The organism is Nonomuraea sp. NPDC004186 (genome assembly GCF_053603495.1).
Genome location: NZ_JBSGFQ010000027.1, coordinates 23,643 through 48,707, shown reverse-complemented (window position 1 = coordinate 48,707; position 25,065 = coordinate 23,643). Strand labels below are relative to the sequence as shown.

Genomic DNA, 25,065 nt, shown 5'->3' with positions numbered 1-25,065 from the left:
TGGTCGTGCGACCGACGAAGGAGGGCGCATGACAACCGTCGCGGCCCGCGCGACCGCCGCCCCCGTCGCCCAGGCGAAGGTCCGGCGTGGCTGGACGCAGCACGGGCTGCTGTTCGTGGCGCCGTTCCTGCTGATCTACCTGGCCTTCCTGGTCTGGCCGACGGTGCTCGGCTTCCGGATGAGCCTGTCGAGCGTGAACATCGCGGGCGGCAACAACCACCTGGTCGGGTTCGCCAACTACGCCGAGGCGTTCGCCGACCCGCGCATGTGGCACTCGCTGTGGAACACGCTGGTGTTCACCGTGCTGAGCACGGTCCCGCTGGTGCTGCTCGGCCTCGGGTTCGCGCTGCTGGTGCACCACCTGCGGTTCGTGCAGTGGCTGTGGCGGCTGTCGTTCTTCGGGCCGTTCCTGCTGCCGTCCGCCGTCGTGTCGCTGCTGTGGCTGCAGATGATCTACCCGCCCGACTACGGCCTGCTCAACGGCACGCTCGGCACCGACACGCTGTGGCTGGGCGACCCGTCGGTCGCCATGTGGTCGATGGTGCTGACCACGGTCTGGTGGACGGTCGGCTTCAACTTCCTGCTCTACCTGGCCGCGCTGCAGTCGATCCCGCAGCACCTGTACGAGGCCGCCGCCATCGACGGCGCCTCGGCCTGGGACAGGCTGCGCTCGATCACCCTGCCGCTGCTCGGCCGCACGACCGCGCTCATCGTGGTGCTGCAGCTGCTGGCGTCGCTGAAGGTGTTCGACCAGATCTACCTGATGACCGCCGGCGGGCCGCAGGACTCCACCAGGCCGATCATCGAGTACGCCTACGACGTCGGCTTCACCGGCTACCGCACCGGCTACGCCTCGGCCGTCTCGTACATCCTGTTCGTCCTGATCGTCATCGTCTCTCTGGCGCAGCTGCGGCTGTTCCGCAAGCGGACGGAGGTCTCGTCATGACCAAGCGGTTCAGCTTCAGCCAGCTCGTCCTGCTGGTGGTCGCCCTGGCCCTGGCGGTCGTCTGGCTCGCGCCCATCGCCTGGGCGATCGCCACCTCGCTCAAGCCGGAGACCGAGACCACGAAGGTCCCGCTGCAGTGGTTCGGCAGCGAGATCACGCTGGACTCGTACCGGCTGGTCCTGGGCACCGGCGGCATCGTCAAGTGGGCGATCAACTCGACCGTCACCGCGGTGATCGTCACGTTCCTGACCGTGCTGTTCTCGGCGATGGCGGCCTACGGGTTCGCGCGCACGCAGTTCAAGGGGCAGCGGGTGCTGCTCGCGGTGATCCTGGCCGGGATCATGGTGCCGCCGCACGTGCTGATCGCGCCGCTGTTCGCGGAGATGGTGGCGCTCGGGCTGGTCGACACCTGGTGGGCGATCATCCTGCCGCAGGTGGCGGCGCCGCTGATCGTGTACGTGCTGTTCAAGTTCTTCCAGGACGTGCCGCCGGAGCTGGAGCAGGCGGCCTTCGTGGACGGGGCCGGGCGGTGGCGGGTGTTCTTCACGATCGTGCTGCCGCTGTCGCGCCCGGTGCTGGCCGCCGTGTCGATCTTCACGTTCATCACGACCTGGAACAACTTCCTCTGGCCGTTCCTGGTCTCCACCGACCCGAACACGATGACGCTGCCCGTCGGGCTGGCCAACGTGGTGCAGGGGACGTTCGGGCTGCGGTACGCGCAGATCATGGCCTCGGTCGTGCTGGCCGGGCTGCCGCTGCTGGTGGTGTTCGTGCTCTTCCAGCGGCAGATCGTACGCGGCGTCGCCCACACCGGCCTGGCCGGTCAGTGATCCCGCAGGTGCGCCCGCAGGGCGTCCCGGTCGTCCGGGACGCCGTGGGCGCGCAGGACCTCCTGGAGGTTGATCCAGCTCCACGCGTCGTCACTCAGGTCGGCGATGGCCGTGAGGGCGGCCCGCCGTAGCTCCGGCGCGTCCGCGACGGTCTCCAGGAGGTCGCCCGCGATCGGGAAGGCGTCCACGGGCTTGGCGGCCGCCAGGCGGGCGATGAGGGCCCGGGCCCTGGCGGGCGCCTCACCGGGCAGGCGTCGCTTGCTGACGCGGGCGGCCAGCGTGGCCAGGTCGCCCTCGGCGTACGGGAGCGGGGTGTCGCCGGTGGCGGTGAGCAGCCTGACGACGGCGTCGCGAGCTTTCGGGGGCGCGTCCTCGCCGTACAGGTTGACCAGCGCCAGCGCGGCGGCGTCGCGCACGAGGCCGTCGGCGTGGCCGAGCCCGGGCTCGATCGCCCCTGCCGGCGCCCCTGTCGGCGCGCCTGCCGACGCCTCTGTCGGCCAGGGCAGCAGGGAGAGCGCGAACATCGCCGTCGCGACCGTGACCGGCTCGGCGTCGGCCTCGACGAGGCCGGCGAGCGCGGGCCCGGTGGTGTCCGCCTCCTCCGGGAACCAGCTCACGAGGTACGCCGCGGCCGTCCTGACGTGCGGATCCCCGTCGGTCAGGAGGGAGATCGGCAGGTTCTCCCTGACGGCGTCGTAGGAGGCCAGCATGGCGGCGTCGAACATGCGCTCCAGCTTGTGGTCGTACGTCTGCCGGACGTAGGCCCGGTCCCTGCGGACGGCGTCGTTCGGCGCCTCGGCCACCCACTGCTCGAGGTGGGCGTCGGCCTCCTCCTTGCTCCTGGACTGCACGCCCGCGCTCTCCTCGCGCCAGCGCGCGATGCCGACGCCTTCCGGCAGGTGGCCCTCCTCGTAGCCGAGGGCCAGGGAGGCGAGCAGATGGAGGATCAGCTCGCGATCGGGCGTGGCGGGGTCGGCGGCCAGGCGGGCCAGGAACGGCACCGCGTGCGGGGTGGCCGGGAAGCGCGTGCCCTGGTGGAAAATGTTGCCGTAGAGCGCCGACATGGCTTTCTGGCGCTCGCCTTCGTCGGCGGACGCGAGCGCCCGAATCTGGCCGGGCACGTCCGTGGCCCGGCCGTAGGCGTGCTTCAGCTTGCCCCAGGAAACGCGATCGAGATCGTCCACGCGCGCGAGCGTATCGGTAAATATCAGATTACGTCCGCCGTTTACCGTTGCCAGGGAATTGCCAGGAACGATGGGTAGTCTCCCTCGGCATGAACTGGCAGCGCAAAATGAACAAAGCGCTGGTCAGGTTCACCGGATTCCAGATCGAACGTGTAGGAAAAGCGGCTCCTCCCCAGCCCGTTCCCGAGATCAGACCGCCCGCGGATCCGGTGACCGACCGGTTGCTCGACTCCCCCGTGTTCCTCCTGTCCCCCGTGCGGTCCGGTTCGACGCTCCTGCGCGCGATTCTGAACGCCCACTCCGCCCTGCACGCCCCTCACGAGCTGCACGTACGCCGCCTCCGCGTGCAGTTCGACACGAGCCTGGCGGCCAAGGCGATGGCGGCCCTCGGGCACAACCAGGCCGATCTGGAGCATCTGCTGTGGGACCGCGTCCTGCACCGGGAGCTGGTACGCAGCGGCAAACGGTTCATCGTGGACAAGACCCCCGCGAACGCCTTCGCCTACCAGCGCATCGCCGCCTGCTGGCCCGACGCGCGCTTCGTCTTCCTGCTCCGCCACCCCGCCTCGATCGCCGCGTCCTGGCACGAGGCCAGCCCCGACAGGCGCACCCCCGAGGAGGCCGCGCTGGACGCGCTGCGGTACATGAAGGCCGTGCAACGGGCCAGGTCAGCCCTGCCCGGCCTGACCGTCAGGTACGAGGAGCTGAGCGCCGACCCGGAGAAGGTGACCCGCGAGATCTGCGACTTCCTGGGCCTGGAGTGGGAAGCGGGGATGCTCGCCTACGGGAAGCAGTCCGTCCTGGAGAAGGGCCTCGGGGACTGGCGCGACAAGATCCGCTCCGGCGCCGTGCAGCCCGCGCGGGAGCTCCCCTCCGCGGACCAGGTCCCGGACGCGCTGAAACCCATGTGCCGGACCTGGGGGTACCTCACGTGAAGATCCGCTACCTCATGCTGCACGCGTACGGCATGGGCGGCACCATCCGCACCGTCGTCAACCAGGCCAACGCGATGGCCGCCGCGGGCCACGACGTCGAGCTGGTCAGCCTGGTGCGGCGGCGCGACACCCCCCAGTTCGCGCTCGACCCGCGGGTCGGGATCAACGCGCTTGTGGACCAGCGCGGCGGCAGGGTGCCGGACTCGTTCGGGCGCCGGGCCTGGCGAAAGGTACGCGGCCAGATCGTGCCGAGGGGCGAGTTCGCGGCCGACTACTTCACCGAGCGGGTGGAGTGGGCGGCGATGGAGTACGTCTCCGGCCTGCGCGACGGCGTCCTCGTGACCACCAGGCCAGCCCTGAACCTGATCGCCGCCCGCCGCGCCGCCAAGGACGTCGTCAGGGTCGCCCAGGAGCACATGAACCTGTCGGCGTACCCCGACACCATCCGCAGGGAGATCGCCCGCCACTACGGCCGGTTCGACGCGGTCACCGTGCTGACGCGCACCAACCGCCTCGAGTACCAGCGCCTGCTGCCCTCGACCCCCATCGTGCAGATCCCGAACGCGGCCCATCAGGCCGACCAGGAACGTTCCCAGCAGGTCAATCCCGTCGTGGTCGCGGCCGGGCGGCTGGTGCCGCAGAAGGGGTTCGACCTGCTCATCACGGCCTTCGCGCAGGTGGTGCGGGAACATCCGGAATGGCGGTTGCGCATCTTCGGCACCGGGCCGCGCAAGGGCCAGTTGCAGGGGCTCATCGACGGGTTCGGGCTGGGCGAGCACGTGTCGCTGGCCGGGCGCACCGACCGGCTGGACAGGGAGCTGGCGGAGTCCTCCGTGTACGCGCTGAGCTCCCGGTTCGAGGGCCTGCCCATGGTGATGATCGAGGCCATGACGCACGCGCTGCCCGTGGTCGCCTTCGACTGCCCGACCGGGCCCCGGGACGTGCTGACGGACGGGGTGGACGGCGTGCTCGTGCCGCCGCGGGACGTGGACGCGCTGGCCGCCGCGCTGAGCCGGGTCATGGGTGACCGGGAGCTGCGGGTGCGGATGGGGAAGGCGGCGCACAAAGCGTCGCGTGCGTACGCGCCTGAATTGGTGATGCCATTGTGGGAGGATTTGTTCTCGGAGTTGCTGGCGGGTGAGCGCGTGGCCGACAACTTCTGGACGTCCGGGAAAAGATTTACCTGACCGATTCCTTCGACATGGCCGGGCTTTCCGCGCCCTTTGTCACGAAATATCGCCCATTTCGGCAAAAGCATCTCAAAGGGCGCGGCAATCTGGAGCGATGCGTATCCGGAAAGCCCACCTGGCCGCTGCGGCAGGTGCCCTTGCCCTGGTCACGGGGCTCACCGCACCCGCACACGCCAGCGCCCCCGCCGCCGCGCCCGCCGCTGGACCCGTCCACGCCGTCCAGCAGGACGCGCCCTCGGTGTACGGCAGCGCCGCCTACCTGATGGACGTCTCGTCCGGCAAGGAACTGTTCAGCAAGAACGCCGACGACCGCCTCCCGATCGCCAGCGTCACCAAGATGATGACCGCGTACGTCGTCCTGAAGACCGCCAAGCCCACGGACGTGGTGCAGGTCAAGCGGGAGGACGTCCAGTACGCGGAGGACGGCGGCGGCACCACCGCCGACCTGCGGCCCGGCGACCGCCTCACCGTCGGCGAGCTCCTGTACGGCCTCATGCTCCCCTCCGGCGCGGACGCCGCCCACGCGCTCGCCCGCACCTACGGCCCCGGCGTCGGCGGCTTCGTCGGCAAGATGAACGCCACGGCCCGCGAGCTGGGCATGAACGACACCGAGTACGTCAACGCCGACGGCCTGCCCAAGCGCGGCGGGGACGGCTACTCCACCGCCCGCGACCAGAGCATGCTGGCGGCCAAGGCCGTGCTGGTGCCGCTGATCAAGGAAGTGGCCGGGACCCGGTACCACTCGCTGGACGCCACCTCCGAGCACCGCTCGTACAGCTGGCGCAACACCAACAAGATGCTCGGGACGCCGGGCGCGATCGGGCTGAAGACCGGGTTCACCCGGGCGGCCGGGTTCACGCTGGCGTTCGCGGGCGAGAAGCGCGGCCACACGCTGGTGGGCGTGCTGCTCGGCGAGTCGGACTCCAGCCGCCGCTTCGACACGGCGGAGGCGCTGCTGTCGTGGGGTGCGGCCCGCGAGTCCGCCTGACCGAAGCCCGGGCGGACACCATGGACGGTGTTGATCCTTTGGACTAGTTTGCCCGACATGAAGCTTCGAATCGCGTTGAGTGCGCTGTCAGCCGCCGCCGCCGTACTCGCCGCCCCGGTCCCCGCCGCCCACGCCGGAACCCCCAAGCTCGGCTGGGAGCTCAAGGAGACCGGGGTGACCGCGCGCCTGCGCGGCCTGTCGCCCGTCAGCCGGGACGTGGTGTGGGCCTCGGGCTCGGGCGGCACCGTGCTGAGGACCGTCGACGGCGGGCGGAGCTGGCAGAACGTCTCCCCGCCCGACACCTCCGCGCTCCAGTTCCGCGACATCGAGGCGTTCGACGAGCGCAGGGCCGTGGCGCTGTCGATCGGGGAGGGTACGGACTCGCGCGTCTACCGGACGGAGGACGGCGGGCGCACGTGGACGGAGACGTTCAGGAACGACGAGCCCCGGGCCTTCTACGACTGCCTGGCCTTCTTCGACCGGCGGCACGGGCTGGCCATGAGCGACCCGGTGGACGGCAGGTTCCGGATCCTGGCCACGGACGACGGCGGGCGGAGCTGGCGGGTGCTGCCGGCCGACGGGATGCCGCAGGCGCTGACGGGCGAGGCGGGGTTCGCGGCGAGCGGGCAGTGCCTGGTCACCGCGGGCGGCCGGGACGCCTGGCTGGCCACCGGCGGGGCGGAGCGGTCACGGGTGTTCCACTCGGGCGACCGCGGACGCACCTGGACGGTCTCCGACACCCCGATCCCCGCGGGCGACCCGGCCCGCGGCGTCTTCGGCCTGGCCTTCCGCGACCGTCACCACGGCCTCGCGGTCGGCGGCGACTACCGCCCCGACCAGCCTTCCCCCAGCGCCGCCGCCCTCACCCGGGACGGCGCCACCACCTGGCAACCCGCCACCACCCCGCCGCCCGCCTACCGCTCCGGCGTGGCGTGGCTCCCCCACCTGCCGTTCGCCGCCATCGCGGTGGGGCCTTCGGGCAGCGACGTGACGTGGTCGGGCGGGCGCGCCTGGGAGACCTTCGACAACGGATCGTTCGACACGGTGTCCTGCACCCGCGACCTCTCCTGCTGGGCCTCCGGCGACCAGGGCCGCCTCGCCCGTCTGACCCTCCGATAACCGCGTAGGGGGGGTGTCAGCGTACGCCGCGGGGGCGGAACTGGATGCTGATGCGCGGCCCCGCCGGGCGGGAGGTCTTCGGGATCGCGTGCTCCCACGTGCGCTGGCAACTCCCGCCCATCACGATCAGATCCCCGTGTCCCAGATCCCGCCGGATGGACGGCCCTCCGCCGCGGGGCCGGAGCAGGAGCGGGCGGGGGGTGCCGACCGAGATGATCGCCACCATGGTGTCCTCGGTGCTCCCCCGCCCGATCGTGTCGCCGTGCCAGGCCACGCTGTCGCGCCCGTCGCGGTAGAAGCAGAGCCCCGCCGTACGGAACGGCTCCCCCAGCTCCGCACCGTAGTGATCGTCGAGGGCCCGGCGGCAGTCCTCGAGCACCGGATCCGGCAGGGTCTCGTCCTCGTCGTAGAACTTCAGCAGCCGCGGCACATCCACCACCCGGTCGTACATGCGCCGCCGCTCCGCCCGCCACGGCACCGTCCCGGCCAGCCGCTCGAACAGCGTGTCGGCTCCCGTGAGCCAGCCCGGCCGCAGGTCGATCCAGGCGCCGTGGTCGAGGTGTGTCCTGCGGACCGTGACGCCGAGTGGCCCGACCCCGAGCTCCTCGTCGAGGCCGAGCAGAGATGCTTGGAACGAGGCTGTCATGCGGTCAAGTGTATGCCTTTGTTCAAACACGCATTCGACTGGGGTGTCGGCTCGCCTTTGCCGAGGGGTCGTGCGAGGCTGGCAATCGCCGGATACGAGTGGCATCGCCGCCCTCAGCCCGCACCGTGAGGCGAAGAGGCCACCCATCGCTTCGTCACACGAAGGAGCAGGCCATGCTCACCACCGATTACCTGCCGGGAGCCCCCTGCTGGATCGAGGTCAACACCCCCGACGCGGAGGCGGCGAACGTCTTCTACACGGGGCTGTTCGGCTGGGAGTCCGTCACGCTGGGCCCCGAGTACATGCAGTATCGCTTCTGCCAGGTCGACGGCAAGACGGTCGCCGGGATCAGCGAGGTGACGCAGGAGGGCTGGACCCCGGCGTGGCTGACGTACTTCCAGGTGCCCGACGTCGACGTGATCGCCAAGACGATCGAGCAGGCGGGCGGCACGGTGCTCTTCCCGCCGAGCGATGTCGAGGGCCAGGGCCGCATGGCGGTCTTCGCCGACCCCACGGGGGCCGCGTTCGCGGTGTGGCAGCCGGGCCGGACGAAGGGGCTCGGCATGGTCACCAAGCCTGGCTCGCTCGGCTGGATCGAGCTCTACACTCCCGACCCCGCCGGCATCCGGGCCTTCTACCAGTCGGTCTTCGGCTGGCGCGTCGAGGACCTGCCGATGGGCGACATCTCCTACCCCGTCGTCTCACCCGCCGACGGCGGTGAGGCCTCGGCGATGGCCGGGATCGTCCAGCTCCAGCCCGGTGACAGCCCGCACTGGCTGCCGTACTTCGAGGTGCCCGACTGCGACGCCACGGCGGCGCTGGCGCAGCAGCTCGGCGGCACGCTGCGGGCTCCCGCGACGGACGTGGAGGAAGTCGGGCGCATGGCCTTCCTCGCCGACCCCTACGGCGCCCGCTTCGCGGTCATCACCAGCTCGGCCTGACCCCGGCCACAGGCCCGGTCCGCGCGGCGCACGGGCCGGGCCGGCTCGCGCTCGCCGTCCTGTAACGTCTTCACCGTGTTATACCGTTACATGGCCGGTGCGGTGTCCGCGCGCACCGGGGACGAGATGTCCGGGCCCGCGCTCCTGGTCACCGGGCTGGCCGTCACCGGGTCTCCCCTGACGGCGTCCTGGCTGCTGGCAGGGCTGACCGTCTCGGCCGCGTTCGGAGGGCCGCTGCTCGGGGTGCTGCTCGACCGGGCGCGGCGGCCGGGGCGGCTGCTCGCGTGCTGCCTCCTCGGGTACGCGACCGGGCTCCTGCTGGTCCTGTACGGGCTGGGCCGGGTGCCGGACGCGGCCCTGATCGGCGTGGCGGTCGTGGCCGGGCTGCTGGGGCCCGCGCTGACCGGCGGCTGGACGGCGCAACTGCCCCGGGTGGCCGGTCCCGAACGCCTGAGCAGGGCCAACGCGCTCGACTCCATGAGTTACAACGTGGCCGGGCTGGCCGGTCCCGCCGTGGTGGGGCTGGTGGCGAGCGCGGGCGGAGGCACCGCGACGGTCCTGGTGTGCGCCGGACTGCTCGTCGCCGCGCTGCCGGCCGCCTGGAGCCTGCCTCCCGTACGAGCCCGTTCGGCCGCACCCGCCGCCGTACCCGCCTCGCCCGCCACCGCGTGCGCTCACCCCGCCGCACCCGGCTCGCCCGCCGCACCCGGCTCGCCCGGCTCGCCCGGCGACGGTGGCGCGGCCGGTCGCGGGCGGGCGATTCGGGTGGAGCTGATCGAGGGGTTCGCCGTCATCTGGCGGAACGCGACGTTGCGCCGGGCGACGGCCGGGTCCGCGGTCTCGTGCTGCGGCCTGGCCATGCTGGTCGTGTCCGCTCCCGTCCTCGGCGCCGAGCTCACCGGCCAGAGCGGCCACGGCGCGCTGCTGCTGGCCGTCACCGCCGCGTCCGGGCTGGCCGCGAACGCGGTGATCGCCGCGTGGGGCCGGGTGCGGCGGTGGGACCGCGTCCTGGTCCGGGGGACGGCGGTGCTCGGCGCGGGGATGGCGCTGGCGGCCGGGGCCGGGACGTTCTGGGCTGCGGTGGTCGCCGCGGCGGTGGCGGGAGCGGGCGAGGGGCCGCAGCTCACCGCGCTGTTCTCGGTACGGCACCGCGAGGCGCCGGCCCGCCTGCGCAGCCAGGTGTTCACCACGGGGGCCAGCCTGAAGATCACCTCGTTCGCGATCGGGTCCGCGCTGGCCGGACCGCTGGCGGCGTACTCGGCGAGCTCGGCCCTGGTGGCGGGGGCTGTGCTGCAGGCCGTCGCCGTGGCCGTACTCACGGCCGGGCGCCGCGACAAGGGATCCCCGGGAGAAGCGTCGCGCTCAGCCCGAGGCGGGCGGTGAGGTGCGGGAGCGGTGGGCGGCGACGCGTTCGCGGGTGGCGCAGCGGGTGCTGCAGTAGCGTCGCGGGCTGCCGCCCCCGAGGTCCAGGTACGGCCGCCCGCACCCCCGAGAGGCGCACAGCCCGCCCGGAATGCGCTGATGGTCGGCCAGCAGCACCGCCAGCGCCATCGCCGACGACGCCAGGAACCACTCCCCCCACGGCGCGTCGTCCTCGCTGTCGACGTGCACGTGCCAGCTCGTCGTGCCCCCGTGGCTGGTGAGTCTGGGCGCTCGGGCCGATCCGGCGAGCAGCCGGTTGAGCAGGTCGGCCGCCTCGCCGACGGTGGCCGCGCCCAGGACCTCGCGCAGCCGCGCCGCCGCCGCCCGCATCGCCGTCACGTCGGCCTCACCGAGGTCGAGGTCCCCGCTCTCCCCGTGGTCGCGCAGGACCCGCGACACCGACTCGACGGACGGCCGTTCGTGCAGCAGTGCCACGCACAGGTCGACGGCCCTGGCGGCCATCGCCTTGGTCGAGTGAACCTCCATCTCGAGAAGGTTATGCCAGTGCGGGCCCGGGGAATCCCCGCCGCCTCCCCGGGCCCCGCGCCGCGTCAGCCGCCGCACGCCGCGAAGACGAACATGCCCTTCAGCATCCGATACCGGTCCCGGACCTTGACCGCGCCCGTCTCGGTGTCGATCTGGACGATGGTCATCTTGTTGCCGCTCTCCTGGTACTGGACCAGGTGGACGGTCACCTGGGTGTCCCCGGTCCAGTCGACCATGTCGACGTCCCCGGCCGGCAGGTTGAGCTTCTTACGGCCGACGACCTGGTCGCTCTGCATGTCGTACAGGACGAGCTGCGGCTTGTTCCCCGCCACGAGGGCCGCGACCGTGCGGCCGTCGGCGGACAGCGCCTGCGGCGAGTTGGACGACACGACCTGCGGCGGCGTGCCGCGTACGAGCTGCTCGCCGGTGTCGCTGTAGACGGCCAGGTCGGTGACGCCCTCGTCGCCGTCGGCGCTGGTGAGCACCTCGTCCCCGTCGCCGCTGAAGCCCAGCACGGTCAGGTTGCCCGGCACGGAGCCGAGCCGGCCGCCGGTGGCGGTGTCGAACACGCGCGTGCTCTGGACCTTCTCGCCGGAGATGACGGCGGCCAGCCGGGCGCCGTCGTCGGACAGGCGCAGGGTGATGTTGTTCTGGTCCACCCGGGGCAGCGCGCCCTTGGCGAACAGCTTGACGCCGCCCCCGAGCGTGCGCACGGCCAGCTTGCCGGTCTTGGTGAGGTACGCGATCCGCTGGCCGTTGCCGCTGACCGCGATGGGCGCCGAGGCGTACACGAGCTTCTTGCCCTTCACGTCGAGCGCGACCGTCTGGGCGTCGTGCAGCATGCTCTGGCTGCCGTCGTGCATGACGAGCCGCCAGTCGCCGCACGGCTTGGCGTCCCCGTCCTTGCCGCAGCTCTTGATGGCGGCGTACCGGACGCTGTCGTGCCCCCGATGTGCCTGCGCGTGCGCGTGCGGCTCCGCGTACGCGACGCCCCCCGGCACCGCGACGACGGCGGCCGCGAGGACCGCGAAGATCTTGGCTTTCATGTCGTTCACTCCCCCGCCTTCACATAGGCGTACCTGGTCTTGCTGATCGTGTATCGGCCGGTCCGGTTGAGCGCCCCGGAGTCGGGATCGACGGTGAGCTCCCGTATCACCGCCGTCTCCCCGACGTCACCGCTCTCCACCACCGCGTGGAGCAGGCCGTCCGGCCCCCACCAGGCGAGGTCCGGCGGCACGCCGGGCGAGAGCGGCAGGTCGGCGCCGCCGGACAGCTGCCCGGTCGCCAGGTCGTAGGTCCGCACCCTCGGCGGCTTCTTCGTGTCGGCGTTGCCCGAGGTGAACACGGCCACCGTCCGGCCGTCGGGGGCCAGGGCGAGCGTGGGGGCGTTCGCGACGAGCTGGGGCGGGGTCGCCTTGACCGAGGCGCCGCCGAGCCGGCGCGCGGTCAGGCGGAGCGTGTTGTCGCTCAGGTAGCGCTTGGTCAGCACCTCGTCGCCGTCGCCGCTGAACCCGCCCATGCCCTCTCCGAGGGGCAGCGTCGTGATCTTGCCGGTCGCGACCGTGATGACCTTGGCGGGCAGGCGGACGGGCTCGTCGCCGTAGTCGATCACGACCGTGTCGCCCTTGGGCGACAGGTAGACGCCGATGTCGGAGGTGCCGACGCCCTTGGGGACCGCCGCCTTGGGCAGCGTCCTGGCCGGGCCGCCCGCGATCGGCTGGACGACCAGGCGGTGGTCGCTCTTGCGCTCGTACGCCATCACGCGGCCGTCGGCGCTGATGGCGAACGTGACGGTGTCGTGGACCTCGTTGCCCTTGGCGTCGATCTGCGAGGTGGCCGCGCCGGGCACGGCGACCTTGCGGCCGTCGCGCATGATCAGCTGCCAGTGACCGCAGGGGTAGTCGAGGTCGTCCTTCTTGTGGGTGCAGGTCTTGACCCAGGCGGCGCGGGCCTCCGGGGACTTCGACTGGGCGTGGGCGGCGCCGGGCGAGAGCCCCAGTCCGCCGATGACCGCCGACGCCAGCAGGGCCGCGGTCGCTGAGGGGTGCCTCATCGGTGTGATCCTTTCGCTCACCCCGTTAGACACCCGCTTGACGTGACCGGTTGGTCACAGATCGGCCACGGCTGCGGCTCACTCCCTCCCGGGGTCCAGCGGGCGGCGGCCCGCGAAGCCGAGCTCCGTACGGTGGTACCAGGCCAGCTCCGGCTCGCCCTCGATCCAGCACAGCCGCACCGACACCCCGTCGATCACGGCGGGAAAGTCGACCAGCACCGGCGCGATGCCCTTGACCTCGATCCCCCGCTCGTTCCACCCGCTGAGGATCTCCTCGATGCGGGCCTGCAGCCCCTTGATCTCGGGCAGGCCGCCGAGCGGGGAGCTCCCCGTGGCCCGCCGGTCGAAGTCGATCTCGGCCAGGTCGGCGCGGGCGGCGATCACCTCGCGGGCGTCACGCATGACGCCGGGAAGCAGCTCGCGGGCCTCGTCAAGGGTGAAGATCCGGTCCATGCCACAGACGTTACGGCGTGTACGCCTCGATGAGCAGCCGTTCGGCGTGGTCGAGATAGTCGTCGAGGTACGCGGCGGCCTTCTCGGGCCGCCCCGACTCGAGGAGCCCGAGCAGGGTCCGGTTGCGGTCGACGAACGGCTCGTGGAAGGCCCGCGGGTTCTCCATCACGTGGAAGACCAGCCGCAGCTCGGCCAGGAGCTGGCGCATGGCCTCGTCGATCCTGGGGCTCTCGTTCAGCGAGACGAGCGCCTGGTGGAAGCGGATGTTGGCGGTGCCGACGCCCTGCCAGTCGTCCTGCTCGGCGGCGCGCTCGGCGTCGAGCACGGCCTCCTTGATCACGGCCAGCGCCTCGGGGGCCGGGCCGCGCCGTACGGCCGCCCCTTCGAGCACGCGGCGCACGCGGTAGAGGTCGGCGACGTCCTCGGCGGACGGGAGCCGGACGAACACGCCCCTGTTGAGCTTGTGGTCGAGCAGCCGCTCGTGGCCGAGCAGCCGGAACGCCTCGCGCAGCGTGTTGCGCGACACGCCGAGCCCTTCCGAGATCGACTCCTCCGACAGCCGCTGCCCAGGACGGAAGAAGCCCTCGCTGATGCGGTCGCGCAGGATGTCGGCCACCCGTTCCGCGGTGCTGCTGCGGCCCAGCCTGGGGCGGTCCTGAGCGAGATCGGCAACCACGTTATCCACATTTGACAGCGAATCATGGAGCAAACCTCTTGTCGAATTGTTCAACGATTCTTATGTTGAAGAGGACCCCCTAGACGAACAAGGAGCGATCGAATGACAGGCTCCGCGCAACAGACCCGGCGGGTGATCCTCGCCAGCCTGATCGGAACGTCGCTGGAGTGGTACGACTTCTTCCTCTACACCACGGCGGCGACCCTGGTCTTCCCCAAGCTGTTCTTCCCCGCGCTCGACCCGTTCAACGCGACGCTGGCGTCGCTGACCACCAACGCCGTGGCGTTCGTCGCCCGGCCGCTCGGCGGCGTCGTGTTCGGCCACTTCGGCGACCGCGCGGGGCGCAAGACCGTGCTGGTGGTGACGCTCCTGGTGATGGGCGTCTCGACGTTCCTCATCGGCGTGCTGCCCGGCTACGCGAGCGCGGGCGTGCTCGCGCCGATCCTGCTGGCGGCGCTCCGGTTCGTGCAGGGCCTGGGGCTCGGCGGCGAGTGGGGCGGCGCGGTGATCATGTCGCTGGAGCACGGCGACGGGCGGCGGCGCGGCTTCAACGCGAGCTGGCCGCAGGTCGGCGTGCCCGCCGGATACGTGCTGGCCACCGGGCTGCTGACGCTCCTGTCGTTCACGCTGTCCGACGCGGCGTTCCTGTCGTGGGGCTGGCGGGTGCCGTTCCTGCTGTCGGGCGTGCTGGTGTTCGTGGGCCTGTGGGTGCGGCTGCGGGTGACCGAGTCGCCGCTGTTCGCCCAGGTCAAGGAGCAGGGCGCCAAGGCGGAGATGCCGCTGCTGGAGGTGCTGCGTACGCACCCGCGGGCGCTGCTGTCCGCCTTCACCGCGCGGATCGGGGTGGACGTGGCCTTCTACACGTTCACCGCGTACATCATCGTCTACCTCACCACGGTGCTGAAGCTGCCGCGTTCGTACGCGCTCAACGCGGTGCTGATCGGGTCGGCGCTGCAGCTCGTGCTGATCCCGCTGGCCGGCGCGCTGTCGGACCGGTTCGGGCGGCGGCCGGTCTACTTCGCGGGCGTGGTGGGCGCGGCGGTGTGGGCGTTCGCGTTCTTCCCGCTGCTCGACACCAGATCGTTCCCGCTGATCGCGCTGGCCGCCGTGGTCGCGCTCGTCACCCACGCCGCCATGTACGGGCCGCAGGCGGCCTTCATCGCCGAACTGTTCAGCACGCGGCTGCGCTACAGCGGCGCCTCCATGGGCTATCAGGTGGCGGGCATCGTCGGCGGCGCCCTGGCCCCGATCATCGCCCTCAGCCTGTTCGACACGTACCAGACCACGGTCGCGGTGTCGATCTACGTGGTGGTCGCCCTGGCGGTCACGGCCCTGGGCCTGGCCATCGCCCCGGAGACCCGCGACCTGGACCTGGCCGCGCAGCCCGACCCCGGCCCCAAGGCCAAAGCCTCCCTGCCCGGCCAGGTGGGACCCTTCGCCTGAGCCGGAGGCTCTGAGCTCAGCCGGAAAACGCCGCGAGAAGCCGCGGGCGGCGGCTGCCAACGCCGCCCGCGCGGAAGGGGTACTGATGAGAATCGCCCTGATCGTCATCGCCGCGCTCATCGCCGTCCCCCTGCTCATCGGGGGCCTGGGGGGCCTGGAGAGCACCGGCGGCGGCGAGGTGGCCGTCATCCGCGACGGCGGCCCGCTCGACGACAACCAGGTACGCCAGGTGATCAACCCCGGCTCCGGCCTGACCTGGACCGGCATGTGGTCGTCCACCCACCTCTACCCGGCGCAGCAGCGCTTCTACACGATCACCGCCGACCCCAAGCGGGCCACGACGCTCGGCGTGGACGTGGTGACGGTGCCCAGCAGCGACGGGGTGAACCTCGGCATCGAAGGCACCCTCTACTTCACGCTGAACCTGGACCATCAGACGCTGAAGACGTTCGACGACAAGTACGGCACCCGCACCTTCCGCGCCCAGGACGACCGCTCGCTCTACGCGTGGGACGGCGACGAGGGCTGGTCGGCGTTCTTCGGCCAGGCGGTCCGCCCCGTGATCGACAACGCGCTGCGCGGCCAGATCGGAGCCATGCGCTGCGCCGAGCTCGTGCCGTCCTGCTCGCTGCTGGAGAGCTCCACGCTCAAGCCGCAGGACAGCAACGCCAACATCGTCAAGGTCCAGAACGCGGTCGACGCCTCGCTGACCCGCGACCTGCCGGCCACGCTCGGCGGCGACTTCCTCACCGGGCTGCGCTTCACACTGGCCAAAGTGACGCTGCCGGGCGAGGTGCAGCAGGCCGTGGACCGCTCGCTGGCCGCCTCGGCGGCCGTCTCCGAGGCGCAGGCGAAGGTCGCCCAGGCCAAGGCGGAGGCTGACGCGAACCGGGCAAGGCAGGACGGTTACGACAAGTGCCCGGCGTGCGCGGAGATCGAGAAGCTCAAATCGCTGCCGCAGGGCATCACGGTGTACGCCCCCGGGAATCCCCAGTCGGTCGTGGTTCCGTCGCGGTAGTCAAGATGTGGTTGACTCTTTTTGCGCGCAGCGTCTGGGTTGTGACGGAATCGCCACCTATTCACAGAGCAACCTCCACCTAATACGCATAAACTGCGCGGCTGTGAGCCTGCCTGTACGTGAACGTTCCCCCCGGCCGGGCGGCGGTCGCCACCGCCGTCCCGTGCCCACGTCCCTGCCGCCGGACGCCCCCATGCTCGTGCTCGCCACCCCCGGCGCGGCGGCCGGCGTGGCCGAAGAGATCGCGGCCGTGGTCCGCCTCGACCACCCGCAGATCGAGGTGCGGCTGACGAGCGTCACCGACCTGGCGGACTCCCTGCCCTCCGGCCGCGACGCCGTCATCGTGCCGCTGCTCACCTGGGACGATCCGGTCGTCCTGGCTGAGATCGGCAAGGCGGTCGCGGCCGGCGGCAGCGGCGCCGTCGTCACCGAGGCGCTCGGCCCGCACCCGCTGCTGGCCGAGGCCCTGCACATCAGGCTCGCCGAGCGCGGCCTGGCCAGGGCCGACCGCGTACGGCTGCTGAACGTCTCCAGCCCCGTGGACGCCGTCATCATGGCCACGGTGGGCGGGGAGCGCGCGGTGCACGCGGTGCAGGCCACGGCGGTGCTCCTGGCCTCCAGGCTCACGCTGCCGGTCGTCTCGGCCTCGCTCGACAGCGAGCCGGGCATCGCGATGGCGGCCCAGCGGCTGCGCGCGGCGGGCGCCGAGCGCCTGGCCATCGCGCCCTGCATGATCGGCCACGAGGCCTCCACGGGGATCGTCGAGCAGGCCGCCGCCTCGATCAATGCCGGGCACGCGGAGCCGCTCGGCGCGCACAGCGCCGTCGCCGAGCTTGTGGCGCGGGCTTACGGGAGTCAACTCGCCACTTGACATGGGCTTGTAGAGATCACAGGAATCGCGTTACCGTCTGCAAATGCGGCGGGTGGTGTACAACGGCGAACGGCTCGGCCTCCGTGACGTCGCGGAGGCCGACGTGACCGCGCTGCACGCGGTCTACGGCGACACCACGGCCACGCAGCACATGCCGTTCGCGCCCCGCAGCCTGGCCGAGGTGGCGGGGCTCGTCGCCCAGGCCCAGGAGGCGGCCGCGACCGAACCACGCCGCCTGTACGTGCTGGCCGTGATCGACACGGCCCGCCGCGACGTGATCGGGGTGGCCCGCCTGCACATCGAGGCCGACCACCCGCACAGCGCCGAGATCGGCTTCGGCCTCCACCCCGACCAGTGGGGACGCGGGGTCGGCACGGACCTCGTGCGCTTGTTACTGTCGTTCGGCTTCAAACAGCTCGGGCTGCACCGCGTCTGGGGCGCCCGTTCCCCGGCGAACTTACCCGCCCAGCTCGCCATGCTGACCGCCGGGATGGTCGAGGAAGGCCGCATCCGGCACCACGTGCACACGCCGAACGGGTGGCGCGACTCGATCGTGCACTCGGCGTTACAGGACGAGTGGACCGAACGCTAGACCGCCACGGAGAGTGGCGTGACCCGGGATTGTCGGTCGCGGGTCCTACGATGAGCCTCCTCACGGAGGGATAGTCCAATGCTCGACGCGCTGATCGTGCCCCTGTTCGTCACCACGGATCTGCCGCCCGAGTCGGAGCTGGCCGAGTTCGGGGAGTTGCTCGCCGAGACGGCGCGCGTGCTCCGCCACGAGGGCGACGACTACGAGGCGTTCCTCGCGGGCAAGGTGTTCTGGCTGGACCGTCCCGTGCTGCCCGAGCAGCGCCCGGCGGCCGAGGCGGAGCTGCGCTTCGCGGGCATGCTGGGCTATCTCGCCGCCTCCGGTCCCGGCCACACCTCGCGTGACGTGGTCGGCGACGTACGCCGGGCGATCGGCGAGGCCGTCACCGGCCGCTACGGCGACGTGGGGGTGGTCCCGGCCGTGTTCGCGATCCGCGACCAGGATGTCCGCGAGCGCACCCCCGATTCCGCCCTCTACTTCGACACCCGCGACGCCACCCCCGATCTGGTGAGCGCGACCAGGAGCTACCTCTAGCCAGGCGGGCGCGCCTCGTGCGATCGTGAACGGCTATCAGACCCACGGGCCGCCGCCGCGCGACACGGTTGCGGCTGACCACGAGGAGGTCCTCGCATGGCCGTGCTCGGCGCGATCTGCTTCGGGCTGGTGATCGGCTGGATCACGTACGGGACGCTGCGCCGCAGGCAGGGCGCGGCGGGCCTGTCCGACCTCGCGGCGGTGCTGGCTCCAGTGTTGGCCGCTGTGGGCGGTGGGGCGGTGACCGCGCTGGTGGGCACCCCCGAGGTCTTCGGAGCGTACGCGGTGGGCCTGGCCATCGGCTTCTTCGGCTACCTGGTCGCGGCCACGCTCATGCCGGACTCGAAATGGCTGGGCGACTGAGCCGGTCCTACGCGACCAGCAGGCAGTCGAGCACCACAGCGGCGATACGCCCCGGCCGTTCGGGGTCGGCGCGATGCCGCTCGGCGGTGATCGCCGCGACGACGACGGCCTGCACGTCCTCGGCGTCCACGTCCGCCCGGACGGTGCCGGCCTCCTGGGCCCGCGCGAGCAACTCGGCGAAGGCCCGGCGCAGGTCCAGCGCGAGTCGGCCGCCGGCTGTCCATCGTCCCCCTCGCGTTCTGCTGCGTCCCACCGTAGAGGCTGCTCGCCCGCTCGTCAGGAGGGCAGGCCCACCAGGACGTACGGGGCCCACAGGTCGGGCTCGGCGGGGCCGTAGAGGTCGCGCAGCTCCAGTACGGCCTCCCGCAGCGCCCGTGCCGGGCCCATGCCGGAGCGCAGCCTGGTGTGGACGTCGCGCATCAGGGCCCTGGTGACCTCGTCGGAGACCGGCCAGAGCGGGAGGAGCACGGACCTGGCGCCCGCGTGGAGGAACGCGTGGGCCAGGGCGGCCACGTCGTCGCCGCCACCCGGCGTGGGGTCGCGTTCGTGGGAGCCGAGGACGACGAGCCGGGCGTCCACGGCCATGCTCATGAGCCGCCTGCCGGTCAGGAGGCCGTCGGCGAGCCCGATGCCCGAGCCGAACGGGTCGTCCGGGTCGAACACGCCCGGGCACGACAGCTGCACCACGTCCCAGGTGCCGGGGAGCCGGGTCGCGGTGGCGGCCGGACCGGTGTGGGGCGGGGCGTCCAGCAGGGCGCCGGCGTCCCGCGCCGCCGCTTCGAGCGCGCCGCGGGCCTCGGGTTCGGGATCCGGGGTGTACCCGAGCACCAGTGACCGGGTGCCCGTCGCGGGGCCCCGCCGGGTGAGGCGGGTCAGGGCGGCGACGGAGGGGGCGTAGGTCACGAGGGCGCGTTCGAGGAGCGAGCGGCCGTCCGGGGCCAGCGCGTGGAGCGGGATCCGGTGCAGCTCGGCGTGCGGGACCAGGTAGAGGTGGTCCAGGTCGTCGCCGAGCGCGTCGAGGACGTCTGACAGCAGGAGGTCGGCCAGGCGGCGCCAGACGGCCGCGCGGTGGCGGCGCGCCTCGATGTCCAGCAGCCCGGGACGGCGGCCGACGGTGGTGGCGGTGAAGTCGGCCAGCAGGTCGTGGCCGACGGTGGTGGGGAAGGCGCGCGGCTCGGACCAGCCGGTGCGGTGGGCGAGCACCGTCACGCTCTCCTCGCCGACGTGGAAGCCGACCACGGCGATCCCGCTGCCCGGGCTGCCTTCTGGGGTGACGAGGGCGTCGAGGTGGAGCTGGTCGAGCGGCGGGTCCCGGTGCAGGGCGACGTAGCCGGGGGCGAGGGGTTCCATCCGCCGCCACAGCGCCTCCACCTCGGCCTCGGCGGTGCGGGCGCGTCCGAGCAGCGTCGCGGCTTCCGACGGGTCCCGGGTGTTCCCAGCGGCCGACCTGAGCGTCCGCGTGGTGTCGAGTCCGCGCCGCTCCGCCTCCACGAGCTCCGGGGGCACGCCGTCGGGCACGGGCCAGCGCCGATGGCTGAGGTCGGCGGCGGTCGGCCGGTCCTCGACCGTCCAGGGCCAGGACTCCTCACCCTGACGCGCCGGCTCGGACCAGCGCTCGCCACCACCCCCCACCGCGCCGAACCGGTCGTCATCACCATCCCCCACGGGCTCGGACCAACGCCCCGCCTGCCCTGGCCAGCGGCGGTGGCCGAGGTGGGTGGTCAGGGTGTGGGCCTTGGCGTGCTCCAGGTGCCGCCAGGCGGCCAGGCCGCGGCCCAGGCGTACCGCGAGCCGGATCGCGCGGTCGCGGCCGGAGGCGTGGCCCAGGTCGCAGGCCCGTTCGGCGTCGGCGAGCGCGCTCGGCAGGTCCCCCAGATGCTCGGCGGCGACGGAGCGGTTATGCAGGGCGATCCCCAGCTCCAGCTCGTGTCCGAGCTCCTCCAGCAGCCCGATCGCCTCCGACAGGTGCCGGTGGGCGCGGGCGTAGGAGGTGGTGGCCACGTACAGCGCGCCGAGCCGGCCGAGGGCGAGCGCCTCTCCTGCCCGATATCCGATCTCCTGGGCCAGGGCCGCGGCCTCCGCCAGGTCGACCTCGGCGCGGGAGGAGTCCTCGAGGCGGGCGAGCAGGATGAGCGCCAGAACCACGCCACGGGTCCGGCCGCGGGCGTGTTCGATGTCCAGGGCCCTCTCGGCGAAGAGCCTGGCCTGGTCCGTCGAGTCCCGCAGCGCGCACACCAGGCTCAGGTCGGCGTAGCTGTCGGCGAGGTCCGTCCGGGAACCGGCTTCCTCCACGATCGCGATGGACTGCCGGTAGAGAGCCTCGGCCTCGGCCAGCTCGCCCAGCTTGAGGTGGAGCGCGCCCCGTCCGGCCAGCAACGGGGCCCGCAGCGCGCGCCAGACCGGCGAGGACAGCAGCTCCAGCCCCTCGTCGAAGGCATGTGCGGCCTCCGCCCAGCGGGCCTGGTCGGCGCGGACGCGACCGAGCAGGTCGAGCGCCTGGACGAGGTCCGCGGGAAGCGCGGCGTCCGAGTCGCGGGCCAGGGCGACCGCCTCGGTGAGGTGGCCGGCGGCCTCGTCCAGGCGGCCCAGGTCCCGGGCCGCCGCGCCGAGGTTGCGCAGGTGGTCGATCACGAGGGCGTCGCGCAGCTCGTAGCCGCGGGCGGCGTACGCGCGGGCGGCCTCCAGGTCCCCCAGCGCCCGGCAGAAGGAGGAGAGCTTGACCAGCAGGAACGAGTGGTAGTCGGAGGCGAGGGGGCGGCCGTTGACGGGGTTCGCGGCGAGCGTCTGCTCGGCGAGGGCTCGGGCGGTCTCCAGGTCGCCGGCGGCCTCCGCCTCCTCGATGCGGAGCCAGGTCTCCAGCCGTTCGGCCCGGTCGCCGTCCGCCGCTCTGATCGCCTGGTTCAGGGTCGCGTGGCCGCGGGTCGCCTCGCCGAGCGTGAGCTGGATGCGAGCCAGGCGCGACAGCAGCTCCGCGTCCAGGCCCCCGCCCATGACCGCGATGAGCTCAAACGCTCCGCCGGCCTGCGCGGAGCCGCCGCGCTCCCCCGAGCCGCCGGACGACGCCGGGCCCAGGGGTGTGGGCGGGTCGAAGGATGCGGGCCGGTCGAAAGGCGCGGGTCGGTCGGGAGGCGTGGGTGGTGGGGTGAGGGTGGCAAGGCCGGCTTCGAGGGCGGCTCGGGCGCGGCGGAACTCGCCGCGTTCCTCCAGCGCGAAGCCGAGCTTGATCGAGGTGAGCGCCGCCAGCCGGGGCTGGTCACCGGCGTGGAATCCGGCCACCGCCAACTCCAGCGCCTCCACCTGCGCGTCCAGGTCCCCGGTACGGGCCGCCAGCGCGGCCAGCCGGTCGCGGACGACGGCCTCCTTGAGCGGGTCCCCGGCCGACAGCCCCAGGGCCGAGTTCAGCCGTTCCGCCGCCTCGTCCCACGAGCCGAGCCGCAGGTCCAGCGCCACCCGCCCCAGTATGGCGACGAGGACGGCCCCCGCGTCCCCCTCGGTGGCGGCCAGCTCCAGCGCCCGCTCCAGATCGGCCGGCGCGTCGTCGTAGCGTTCGAGCGCGGTCAGGCAGGAGGCGCGCATGGTCAGCGCGGACGCCTCCTTGACCGGGGCACGCAGCCTGGCGAACGCCTCCGCCGCCGCCCCGAACTCCTCCAGCGCCCGCTCTGGATCCCCTTCCGCGTACGAGAGCGCGCCCAGGTTGTAGCGCGCCGAGGCGGCCCCGTCGTAGTGGCCGAGCGACTCGTACTCGCGCTCGGCCAGCTCGAAGGCCGTCCGGGCACCGTCGGAGTCACCACGGCCCCGGCGGCGCCCCGCGATGCGGTACCACTCGTCGGCGGGCTCGCGCCGCTCGCCCCTGCGCCGCACGATCTCCACCAGCCGGGTCTCGCAGGCGGCGGCCTGCCCGGGGTGACCGCGCTCCACCAGCAGGACGGCGTGCGCGTCGAGCGCCCGGCACGCGTCCTCCCACGCCCCGGCGGCCTCCAGCTCGATGGCGCAGGCGGCCATGCGTTCCGCGGCCGCGGTGAGGTCGTCCTGGTCGACGGCCGCCCGGGCGGCGTGGACGAGCGCCATGGCGGCCGGCACGGTCTCGCCCAGCTCCCGATAGAGCTCACGGGCCTGGACCGCGCAGGCCACGGCGCCGTCCGGGTCGCCGGCGGCCAGGAACGCCTCGGCCGCGTGCCCCTGCTGGGCCGCCTCCTCCGCCGCCAGCCCGGCGCTCTCGCACAGGGCGATGGCGCGGTGGTGGTGTTCGAGCGCGCGGACGGGGTCGCCGGCTCTGAGCAGCACGACGCCCATGCTGCCGAGCTGGAGCGCCTCGGCCCGGACCTCGCCCAGCGAGCCGTAGCCGGCCGCCGACCGCGCGAACGACTCCAGCGCCGAGCCCAGCTCGCCCAGCTCCTGATAAGCCCGCCCCTGCTCGGCCAGCGCGTACGCCGTCCGAGCCCCCTCCTCGAAGCCGGAGCCGAACGCCTCCGCCGAACGCCCCAGCACGGCGCAGGCCACCCGCAGCCGCCCGAGCGAGGCCAGCCGCAGCCCGGACTCCAGCAGGAACTCGCCGGGCGATTCGGCCTGCCGCTCGGCGTAACGCAGCAGCTCGACCGTGACCTCGTCGTTCCGCGTGGCCAGCGCCAGCTCGGTCGCGACCCCCGCGAGCCGCTCGTCCGGCACCGGCGTCCCGTCGAGGGCCGCGCCGAGCTGCGACAGCAGCTCCGGGTCCCCTTCCCTGGCGAGTTCGAGCACCTCCCCCAGGTCCCCCGGGTCGCCCTGCGCCGAGAAGCGCGCCAGCAGCGCCCCGCACAGCACCCGCTGCGCGGGCGCCGGGTCCTGGGCGGACTTCACGGCCACCTCCAGGCCCTGGCGCGCGGACGCCACCGCCTCGTTCAGGTCCTCCACCCGTCCCGAGCGCGCGGCCCGCCAGCGCAGCACCTCCGAGACGAGCCCGTACGCCTCCGCCCGCGGCGACAGCCGCTCACCGGCCGCCAGCGCCTCGCGTAACGCGGCGATCGCCTCGTCGGCGTGCCCGGCGTCGAGGTCGAGCTTGAGCGCCTGGCCCAGCAGCATCAGGACCCTGGGCCTGGCCGGGTCCCGCTCCCCGTGGGCCGCGAGCGCGGCGCGCGCGGCCGCGATCGGCTCCGCGGGGTCCCCGCCGGTCACGACGGCCCGCCTGAGCAGCGCGTTCGCCAGGTTGGCGAGCAGCCTGGCGCGGTCGGGGTGCCCGCGCGGAGCCTGGCCGGCCGCCTCGCGCATGACCTCGATGGCGGTCTCCAGGTCGTCGGAGTCGCCGGTGACGCCGTACCGGTTCCAGCGGCGGTCTCCCAGCAGCCCGAGCCGCACGACGGGGTCGGCGCCGAGCCCGCGCGCCGTCTCGCCGGGCGTGATGTGCAGGGCCTCCAGCATCTCCGTCCCGGCCTCGAGCGAGCGCTCGTCCCCCGTGACGACGAACCACTCGACCAGCCCGGCCGCGTACGGCGCCAGCACGCCGGGATGGGCCCACTTCTCGTGCCAGAAGTCCAGCGCGCACTGCCCGACCCGGATGAACGCCAGCAGGTCGCGGTCGGCGTACGACCCGGTCGAGCGTGCCCAGGTGAGCTCCACCAGCGCCAGCAGCGCCTGCGACCGGTCCTGGCCGGCCGGCGGCGCCTGCGCGGCCGCCACGTACGCCCCGGCCAGCTCCTCGTCGCCGAACGCCGCCAGCCCGAGCGCCGTGCCCAGCTCGTCCACGTACGCCGGCTCCGCCAGCGCCGCCCTGAACAGCACGTGCACGGCGTCGTCGACGACCTCCAGCTCCCCCGTGGCCCCGAACAGCCGTACCAGCCCGTCACCGAGCAGCGCCAGCGCGCCGGGCGCCCACGCGGGGTCGGGCGAGCCCGTCGACTGCCGCAACAGCAGCTCGCCGAGCCGGTCGGCCACCTCCGTCGTCGGCTGTGCCATGGCGCGCCGCACGAGGGCGTGGATCAGCAGCCCCACGTGCGGGTACGCCGACGGGTCCACGTGCTGGAACACCTCTTCGACGAGCCCCGCCCACGTCTCGGCCGAGTCGCCGGGGGGCACGTTCGAGCCGCGCAGCCGCTCCGGGAGCCGCGCCGGATCGACCACGGCCACGGCGGCGAAGTACGTGCCCGCCACCGCCGCGTCCTGCGTGAACCGCTGGTCCAGCCGGTAGCGGGCCAGGTGGAGCATGCCGATCAGGCGCCAGGTGACGGCGTCGGTCCGGTCGCCGGCGCACGCCCGCATCGCCTGCTCGGCCTCGACCAGCGCCGCGGGATCCCAGATCAGGCCGGGATCCGCGGCCTGCTCGAACCGCTCGATGCGGGCGGCCAGCGCCCGAGCCGGTTCGGTCATGGGCACAGGCTCTCACCGGCGTGCGCGCCCGTACAG

23 protein-coding genes are annotated in these 25,065 nt (G+C 72.9%); 14 read left to right on the top strand and 9 right to left on the bottom strand.

What is annotated here, in order from left to right; translation table 11 throughout:
• Nucleotides 1–28: 28 nt before the first annotated feature.
• Nucleotides 29–946 carry a carbohydrate ABC transporter permease gene (locus ACWEPL_RS22540; protein ID WP_363972379.1) on the top strand — a complete coding sequence of 306 codons (918 nt, stop codon included), beginning with the start codon at nt 29–31 and terminating at the stop codon, nt 944–946.
• Nucleotides 943–1,776, top strand: coding sequence for a carbohydrate ABC transporter permease (locus ACWEPL_RS22535; RefSeq protein WP_350727033.1), 834 nt, complete (start codon nt 943–945; stop codon nt 1,774–1,776). The genes ACWEPL_RS22540 and ACWEPL_RS22535 overlap by 4 nt, the downstream gene beginning before the upstream one ends.
• Here ACWEPL_RS22535 and ACWEPL_RS22530 read toward each other — a convergent pair.
• Entirely contained in the window at nt 1,770–2,960 is a 1,191-nt protein-coding gene (locus ACWEPL_RS22530) for a hypothetical protein (RefSeq protein ID WP_452437360.1), read from the bottom strand. The two genes, ACWEPL_RS22535 and ACWEPL_RS22530, sit on opposite strands and share 7 nt — an antisense overlap.
• Nucleotides 2,961–3,049: 89 nt before the next feature.
• On the opposite strand from ACWEPL_RS22530, the gene ACWEPL_RS22525 reads away from it, so the two are divergent.
• From ACWEPL_RS22525 to ACWEPL_RS22510, 4 genes are all read left to right on the top strand, one after another.
• Complete coding sequence (locus ACWEPL_RS22525; protein WP_452437359.1) at nt 3,050–3,895, top strand: sulfotransferase family protein; 846 nt, start codon at nt 3,050–3,052, stop codon at nt 3,893–3,895.
• Nucleotides 3,892–5,082 carry a glycosyltransferase family 4 protein gene (locus ACWEPL_RS22520; RefSeq protein ID WP_452437358.1) on the top strand — a complete coding sequence of 397 codons (1,191 nt, stop codon included), beginning with the start codon at nt 3,892–3,894 and terminating at the stop codon, nt 5,080–5,082. The genes ACWEPL_RS22525 and ACWEPL_RS22520 overlap by 4 nt, the downstream gene beginning before the upstream one ends.
• Nucleotides 5,083–5,179: 97 nt before the next feature.
• Nucleotides 5,180–6,073 (top strand): D-alanyl-D-alanine carboxypeptidase family protein, encoded by an 894-nt coding sequence (locus ACWEPL_RS22515; protein WP_452437357.1) that lies wholly within the window; start codon nt 5,180–5,182, stop codon nt 6,071–6,073.
• 57 nt (nt 6,074–6,130) lie between these two features.
• Nucleotides 6,131–7,192, top strand: coding sequence for a WD40/YVTN/BNR-like repeat-containing protein (locus ACWEPL_RS22510; protein ID WP_452437356.1), 1,062 nt, complete (start codon nt 6,131–6,133; stop codon nt 7,190–7,192).
• 16 nt (nt 7,193–7,208) lie between these two features.
• On the opposite strand, the gene ACWEPL_RS22505 is transcribed toward ACWEPL_RS22510, so the two are convergent.
• Nucleotides 7,209–7,838, bottom strand: a complete 630-nt coding sequence (locus tag ACWEPL_RS22505) for an alpha-ketoglutarate-dependent dioxygenase AlkB (protein WP_363972399.1) — start codon at nt 7,836–7,838, stop codon at nt 7,209–7,211.
• Nucleotides 7,839–8,011: 173 nt separating this feature from the next.
• Here ACWEPL_RS22505 and ACWEPL_RS22500 point away from each other — a divergent pair, with 173 nt between their 5' ends.
• Both ACWEPL_RS22500 and ACWEPL_RS22495 read left to right on the top strand, forming a co-directional pair.
• Nucleotides 8,012–8,779, top strand: coding sequence for a VOC family protein (locus ACWEPL_RS22500; protein WP_355198209.1), 768 nt, complete (start codon nt 8,012–8,014; stop codon nt 8,777–8,779).
• 75 nt (nt 8,780–8,854) lie between these two features.
• Nucleotides 8,855–10,162, top strand: a complete 1,308-nt coding sequence (locus ACWEPL_RS22495; protein WP_452437355.1) for an MFS transporter — start codon at nt 8,855–8,857, stop codon at nt 10,160–10,162.
• Here the strand turns inward: ACWEPL_RS22495 and ACWEPL_RS22490 are convergent.
• The 5 genes from ACWEPL_RS22490 to ACWEPL_RS22470 all read right to left on the bottom strand — a co-directional run bounded on the left by ACWEPL_RS22490 (nt 10,142) and on the right by ACWEPL_RS22470 (nt 13,878).
• On the bottom strand, nt 10,142–10,687 hold the full coding sequence (locus tag ACWEPL_RS22490; protein ID WP_452437354.1) for a CGNR zinc finger domain-containing protein: 546 nt from the start codon (nt 10,685–10,687) through the stop codon (nt 10,142–10,144). The genes ACWEPL_RS22495 and ACWEPL_RS22490 overlap by 21 nt on opposite strands.
• A 65-nt stretch (nt 10,688–10,752) precedes the next feature.
• Entirely contained in the window at nt 10,753–11,733 is a 981-nt protein-coding gene (locus ACWEPL_RS22485; protein WP_363972408.1) for a WD40 repeat domain-containing protein, read from the bottom strand.
• Between the two features lie 5 nt (nt 11,734–11,738).
• Nucleotides 11,739–12,740 carry a WD40 repeat domain-containing protein gene (locus ACWEPL_RS22480; RefSeq protein ID WP_363972411.1) on the bottom strand — a complete coding sequence of 334 codons (1,002 nt, stop codon included), beginning with the start codon at nt 12,738–12,740 and terminating at the stop codon, nt 11,739–11,741.
• Nucleotides 12,741–12,818: 78 nt separating this feature from the next.
• Nucleotides 12,819–13,193, bottom strand: coding sequence for a DUF2203 domain-containing protein (locus ACWEPL_RS22475; protein WP_350727021.1), 375 nt, complete (start codon nt 13,191–13,193; stop codon nt 12,819–12,821).
• A 10-nt stretch (nt 13,194–13,203) separates the two neighbouring features.
• Entirely contained in the window at nt 13,204–13,878 is a 675-nt protein-coding gene (locus ACWEPL_RS22470; protein ID WP_350727020.1) for a GntR family transcriptional regulator, read from the bottom strand.
• Between the two features lie 93 nt (nt 13,879–13,971).
• Here ACWEPL_RS22470 and ACWEPL_RS22465 point away from each other — a divergent pair, with 93 nt between their 5' ends.
• The 6 genes from ACWEPL_RS22465 to ACWEPL_RS22440 all read left to right on the top strand — a co-directional run bounded on the left by ACWEPL_RS22465 (nt 13,972) and on the right by ACWEPL_RS22440 (nt 18,690).
• Nucleotides 13,972–15,312, top strand: coding sequence for an MFS transporter (locus tag ACWEPL_RS22465; RefSeq protein WP_355198201.1), 1,341 nt, complete (start codon nt 13,972–13,974; stop codon nt 15,310–15,312).
• A gap of 85 nt (nt 15,313–15,397) precedes the next feature.
• Nucleotides 15,398–16,330 (top strand): SPFH domain-containing protein, encoded by a 933-nt coding sequence (locus ACWEPL_RS22460; RefSeq protein ID WP_363972424.1) that lies wholly within the window; start codon nt 15,398–15,400, stop codon nt 16,328–16,330.
• Between the two features lie 163 nt (nt 16,331–16,493).
• Nucleotides 16,494–17,201, top strand: a complete 708-nt coding sequence (locus ACWEPL_RS22455) for a sirohydrochlorin chelatase (RefSeq protein WP_363972427.1) — start codon at nt 16,494–16,496, stop codon at nt 17,199–17,201.
• A 43-nt stretch (nt 17,202–17,244) separates the two neighbouring features.
• The gene (locus ACWEPL_RS22450; RefSeq protein WP_363972430.1) at nt 17,245–17,793 is read left to right on the top strand and encodes a GNAT family N-acetyltransferase; all 549 of its coding nucleotides are present in this window, start codon (nt 17,245–17,247) and stop codon (nt 17,791–17,793) included.
• A gap of 78 nt (nt 17,794–17,871) precedes the next feature.
• On the top strand, nt 17,872–18,327 hold the full coding sequence (locus tag ACWEPL_RS22445) for a hypothetical protein (protein ID WP_363972433.1): 456 nt from the start codon (nt 17,872–17,874) through the stop codon (nt 18,325–18,327).
• A gap of 96 nt (nt 18,328–18,423) precedes the next feature.
• Entirely contained in the window at nt 18,424–18,690 is a 267-nt protein-coding gene (locus ACWEPL_RS22440) for a hypothetical protein (protein ID WP_363972436.1), read from the top strand.
• Nucleotides 18,691–18,697: 7 nt separating this feature from the next.
• On the opposite strand, the gene ACWEPL_RS22435 is transcribed toward ACWEPL_RS22440, so the two are convergent.
• Nucleotides 18,698–18,943 (bottom strand): SbtR family transcriptional regulator, encoded by a 246-nt coding sequence (locus tag ACWEPL_RS22435; protein WP_452437353.1) that lies wholly within the window; start codon nt 18,941–18,943, stop codon nt 18,698–18,700.
• A gap of 23 nt (nt 18,944–18,966) precedes the next feature.
• Nucleotides 18,967–25,029, bottom strand: coding sequence for a CHAT domain-containing protein (locus ACWEPL_RS22430; protein WP_452437352.1), 6,063 nt, complete (start codon nt 25,027–25,029; stop codon nt 18,967–18,969).
• Between the last annotated feature and the right edge of the window lie 36 nt (nt 25,030–25,065).

Bases quoted from the DNA above. Each gene is read 5' to 3' on its own strand.
- ACWEPL_RS22515 (WP_452437357.1), top strand. From the start codon at position 5,180: ATGCGTATCCGGAAAGCCCACCTGGCCGCTGCGGCAGGTGCCCTTGCC.
- ACWEPL_RS22445 (WP_363972433.1), top strand. From the start codon at position 17,872: ATGCTCGACGCGCTGATCGTGCCCCTGTTCGTCACCACGGATCTGCCG.
- ACWEPL_RS22525 (WP_452437359.1), top strand. From the start codon at position 3,050: ATGAACTGGCAGCGCAAAATGAACAAAGCGCTGGTCAGGTTCACCGGA.
- ACWEPL_RS22510 (WP_452437356.1), top strand. From the start codon at position 6,131: ATGAAGCTTCGAATCGCGTTGAGTGCGCTGTCAGCCGCCGCCGCCGTA.
- ACWEPL_RS22540 (WP_363972379.1), top strand. From the start codon at position 29: ATGACAACCGTCGCGGCCCGCGCGACCGCCGCCCCCGTCGCCCAGGCG.
- ACWEPL_RS22430 (WP_452437352.1), bottom strand. From the start codon at position 25,029: ATGACCGAACCGGCTCGGGCGCTGGCCGCCCGCATCGAGCGGTTCGAG.
- ACWEPL_RS22480 (WP_363972411.1), bottom strand. From the start codon at position 12,740: ATGAGGCACCCCTCAGCGACCGCGGCCCTGCTGGCGTCGGCGGTCATC.
- ACWEPL_RS22535 (WP_350727033.1), top strand. From the start codon at position 943: ATGACCAAGCGGTTCAGCTTCAGCCAGCTCGTCCTGCTGGTGGTCGCC.
- ACWEPL_RS22500 (WP_355198209.1), top strand. From the start codon at position 8,012: ATGCTCACCACCGATTACCTGCCGGGAGCCCCCTGCTGGATCGAGGTC.
- ACWEPL_RS22485 (WP_363972408.1), bottom strand. From the start codon at position 11,733: ATGAAAGCCAAGATCTTCGCGGTCCTCGCGGCCGCCGTCGTCGCGGTG.
- ACWEPL_RS22505 (WP_363972399.1), bottom strand. From the start codon at position 7,838: ATGACAGCCTCGTTCCAAGCATCTCTGCTCGGCCTCGACGAGGAGCTC.
- ACWEPL_RS22475 (WP_350727021.1), bottom strand. From the start codon at position 13,193: ATGGACCGGATCTTCACCCTTGACGAGGCCCGCGAGCTGCTTCCCGGC.
- ACWEPL_RS22490 (WP_452437354.1), bottom strand. From the start codon at position 10,687: ATGGAGGTTCACTCGACCAAGGCGATGGCCGCCAGGGCCGTCGACCTG.
- ACWEPL_RS22440 (WP_363972436.1), top strand. From the start codon at position 18,424: ATGGCCGTGCTCGGCGCGATCTGCTTCGGGCTGGTGATCGGCTGGATC.
- ACWEPL_RS22460 (WP_363972424.1), top strand. From the start codon at position 15,398: ATGAGAATCGCCCTGATCGTCATCGCCGCGCTCATCGCCGTCCCCCTG.
- ACWEPL_RS22465 (WP_355198201.1), top strand. From the start codon at position 13,972: ATGACAGGCTCCGCGCAACAGACCCGGCGGGTGATCCTCGCCAGCCTG.
- ACWEPL_RS22450 (WP_363972430.1), top strand. From the start codon at position 17,245: ATGCGGCGGGTGGTGTACAACGGCGAACGGCTCGGCCTCCGTGACGTC.